Below are 3,708 nucleotides of genomic sequence, written 5' to 3'. Positions count from 1 at the left end.
GATCTGGATCACCTGTCCCATCGGCCTTGATGTCTCGTTCTCGTCCATTCTCAGCTCCTCTCAGCCAGTCTGAAAGGGGCCGCCCGCGTGGTCAAATGTGCGAAAGACTTTGTACGTTATCGTTGAACGATCGTTCATCTGGACCTCCTTTTTTGGCTTCGTACTAAAGACGCGGCCCGACGAAACACATTACAGGGATTGGCAACCCCTCAGGCTTGGTCGATACGGAAGCAAGGGCGTCGGTCAGCCGTAGGACGGCATCGATTTCAAGCCACCGCATCGCGGTAGGCTGTCAGCCGACCGGGGCCGCCAGTTACAAAAGCCGTCGCGCGGCCCATCCGATCAACTCGAAACCACGCGCGCGCCAGCCGCGCGAATGCCAGGTCCGAAGCGTGATTTCACGGGCATCTGAAATATCTCGCAGATACTGCGCCCGCAACTGCCCGGCCAGAACGCGGTCACGCGCAAAGAGGACCAGCTCCTGATTGATGAACAGGCTTCGGTAGTCGAGGTTTGCCGACCCGACGATCGACCAGCCTGCATCGACGACAGAAGTCTTGGCATGCAGTTGACGGGGCAGATACTCGTAGACCCTCACACCCGCCGAGAGAAGCGGCGCATATGCCGCCCGCGTCGCCCAGCCGGCGACCAAGGGATCGCTTCTGCGGGGCACCAGCAGACGGACATCCACCCCGCGACGCGCGGCATCCTGAAGCGCCCGGTCGACCACGGTGCCCGGGCTGAAATAGGGCGACGTCAAATAGACACAGGATTGTGCCATCCCGATCAGTCCCGCGTGCAGACAGGCGAGCCTTTTCTGACACTTGCGCGAATAGCTAGGCACCAGCAGTCCTTCGATGCCCTCGGCCTCTTCGGGAATTGCGTTTGTCGGAAGCGGGCGAGCCTCCCGCCAGAGTCGAATGAAATGACTTGCGGCAAGCGTCGCCAACGGCCCCTGGACGCGCACATGGGTATCGCGCTGGCGGCTCGCACCGTGAAGCCGACGCGAGTTCAACCGGCGAATGTTAAAACCGCCCAGGAACGCTTCCCGGCCATCCACGACGAGAAGCTTGCGGTGGTTGCGCTGGAAATATCGCAGCGGGTGTCGGAGATCAAAGGGACGAAACCAGCGAAACCGCACGCCGCTTCGTTCCAGTTCCCGCCGAAACTTGTCGAAATCCCGCAGGCCAGCACCAAAAGCGTCGAGGTGCAACCGGACGTCAAGCCCGGCGCGCGCCTTGGCTGCGAGCGCGGCGACAAAACGCGCCCCGACTTCATCGGCGGCAAAGATGTAGGATTCCATCCAGATCGCTTCGGTGGCGCCCTCGATCTCTGCGATCATCGTATCAAACAGGGCATCCCCCTCGACAAACAGCTGGAAATCACCCGACCCTTCGCCCAGATTTGGCACACAGATCGCTGCCCGCGCCTGTGGCATCGTCAGGGACTTTTCGCGAGGTGCGCGAGGGGTGCTCATGATCGCGGCCTACCGCCCCACTGGTCCGGTCGCAACATCGACGTCACGATGTCGGAGCCATGCTTGTAACGCGAAAAGGCAAGACTGCACATCCGTCAGGTATTCGCTGTTTCATGGGCGCCGTGCTGGCACCAGACACAATCGCAGTTGTTGTGGCTGCAACTGCGGTCCTGCAAAGGGTTGCGATAGTGAAAACGGGCGAGCGGCAGCAGCAGGCGCTTGGGCAATGACAGCCGATAGGCCTGACCCAAAGCATCGCCCGTGTCGGTCGATCCCAGCTTTCCGATCAGATAGTCGATCCCGCGGGGGCCCGTCTGGTTGAACAAGTACCGATTGACGACACCACCGCGCAGGCCGGGTTGCAGCGCCTCACGCCAGGCTTTCGTGTAGTCGGCGCCGCTGATCAGGCTTTGGGCCGCCAGCCGCCCGGATCGCATCGCATAGCGCAGCCCGAATCCTGCCAACGCGTCCTGAAAACCCGCATGCTCGCCGATCACAGGGTTTCCGCCCTGCATCGCCGTGCGCGGCAATCGGACATTCCCGAAACCGCCGAAACCTCCTGGCGTATTCATTTCCAAGCCCGTGTGACGCTTGAAGTATTCCACGGTTGCCGCGAGATATTTCGCTTGATCGCGAAAGCCCGAGAACATGCAACTGGCCACCGTGCCACGCCCCTGGTGCACGAGCAGATAGGCGTAGCCTTTCGGGGCAAGCTCTGTCCCGAACGCCAGCCACGCGCCATCGGCCATACAAGTGTCAAAGACGTATCCCACGGCGATGATATCGGCCCGCCGAGGTCCGCCTGCCAGGATCATGTTGGTCGTGGCAATTTTCACGCGATCGTTGAATCGCACCTCGGCACCGGCCGCGCGGGCCTGATCCAGCAAAGCCCGGTCAAGCGTTCCCGGCGCAGTGCCGCGCCGCAAGAGATAGAACAGGGGCTTCGATCCATGCACCCGGTGAGCCTTGGCATGGCTGTCGAAGACGATGCCTTCGGTTACACTGCGATGATCGAAATCGGCGGCAACACCGGCATCGGCCAGTTCGTCCAGAACGTTCTGCGCGTCGCTCCAGTTTTCCAGGCCCTGGAAGTCATCGTGGAACCGATGGCCAACATCTTGGTGCCATTCTCGCACCACGACACGACGATTGGCCTTGGCCAAAACGATTGCACAGACCAGCCCCGCTGGGCCGGCGCCGACGATTTCAATCGTTTTATCTTTAGGGTCGGCGGAACCTGGTGCTGGCGCCATGATACAAACCCTGTTCGATGTGATCGACGTCCTGAAAGGCCTGATTTATGTCCGCACTGTGAGTCAGATCCCGTAGGCCCAGGCCGGCAGCCGGCCCATGTTGACATCCGCCATCCCGACACCGGGCACGTTTTCGACGGCGACGCGAATTGCATTCTCCTCAAAATCGCTGTCGGCGACACCCCAGACGGCGACATTCCCGTTTTCCACCGTGTAGTTGATCAGGTTGACCGCTGCACCGGGCACTTCTTTCAGAGCCTCGTCAATCTTCGCACGCAGCACGCGGTCATCGTCCGACGGCCCAGGCAGCGCCCTGTCCTGAAGCGCCGACAGCGCATGAAGCAGGTTCGCCCGGCCGACAATGCCGACCACTTTATCGGATCGCACCACCGGCACTCGCTTGATCCGGTGCTTTTCCAGAAGACGCGCGATCGCGGCGACTTTGGTATCTTCTTCGACTGAAACGATATCGCGGGTCATCACGTCCTTGACGCGATGGCTTTTGAGCTTAATGAAATCCTGGGCGGAGCCGCTTACCCCGTCCAGCAGCTCAAGCCACCACGACCGGCGCCGGCCGTCGGACTCGCGGACTCGCCGCATGAGATCGCCTTCGCTGACCAGACTCTTGAGTTCGCCGTTTGCGTCTAGCACGGGCAGCGCGCTGACGTGATGGTCGAGCATCAGGCGCACTGCGTCCTCGATTTTTCCTTCCAGCTGGACCGAGATCACGGATGTTGTCATGATATCATTAGCTTGCATGTCATGTTCTCCTTCCTGGACTATTGGACGATTCGCCGGTCAGGTACCGATGACGAGTTGCAGATCGTCACCCAGAGTGTAAGGCGGGATGTCGAGATTGCGTGGTGCCGGTCCTCTTCGGATCCTGCCTGATGTGTCGTAATGCGATCCGTGGCACGGGCAGAACCAACCGCCGAATTCACCCACCGCCGAACCGTCCTGGCCCAGGGGGATACAGCC

General features: G+C 60.9%; 4 protein-coding genes. All 4 read right to left on the bottom strand.

The window, feature by feature from the left end:
* Positions 1-313: 313 nt before the first annotated feature.
* On the bottom strand, positions 314-1,477 hold the full coding sequence (locus GE300_RS21865) for a phospholipase D-like domain-containing protein (protein ID WP_154449681.1): 1,164 nt from the start codon (positions 1,475-1,477) through the stop codon (positions 314-316).
* 95 nt (positions 1,478-1,572) lie between these two features.
* The gene (locus tag GE300_RS21860) at positions 1,573-2,730 is read right to left on the bottom strand and encodes an NAD(P)/FAD-dependent oxidoreductase (protein WP_154449680.1); all 1,158 of its coding nucleotides are present in this window, start codon (positions 2,728-2,730) and stop codon (positions 1,573-1,575) included.
* 63 nt (positions 2,731-2,793) lie between these two features.
* On the bottom strand, positions 2,794-3,489 hold the full coding sequence (locus GE300_RS21855) for a CBS domain-containing protein (protein ID WP_154449679.1): 696 nt from the start codon (positions 3,487-3,489) through the stop codon (positions 2,794-2,796).
* A 39-nt stretch (positions 3,490-3,528) separates the two neighbouring features.
* Positions 3,529-3,708 (bottom strand): Rieske 2Fe-2S domain-containing protein (locus GE300_RS21850; protein ID WP_154449678.1); only part of this gene is annotated, 180 nt, incomplete at its 5' end.

Origin of the sequence: Halovulum marinum (assembly GCF_009697225.1) — a bacterium.
GTDB lineage: Bacteria > Pseudomonadota > Alphaproteobacteria > Rhodobacterales > Rhodobacteraceae > Halovulum > Halovulum marinum.
Note: the sequence above shows the minus strand (reverse complement) of the source record. Positions and strands in the feature narration are given on the sequence as shown.

Excerpts from the sequence above, each read along its gene's own strand:
- GE300_RS21865 (WP_154449681.1), bottom strand. The coding sequence starts at position 1,477 with ATGAGCACCCCTCGCGCACCTCGCGAAAAGTCCCTGACGATGCCACAG.
- GE300_RS21860 (WP_154449680.1), bottom strand. The coding sequence starts at position 2,730 with ATGGCGCCAGCACCAGGTTCCGCCGACCCTAAAGATAAAACGATTGAA.
- GE300_RS21855 (WP_154449679.1), bottom strand. The coding sequence starts at position 3,489 with ATGCAAGCTAATGATATCATGACAACATCCGTGATCTCGGTCCAGCTG.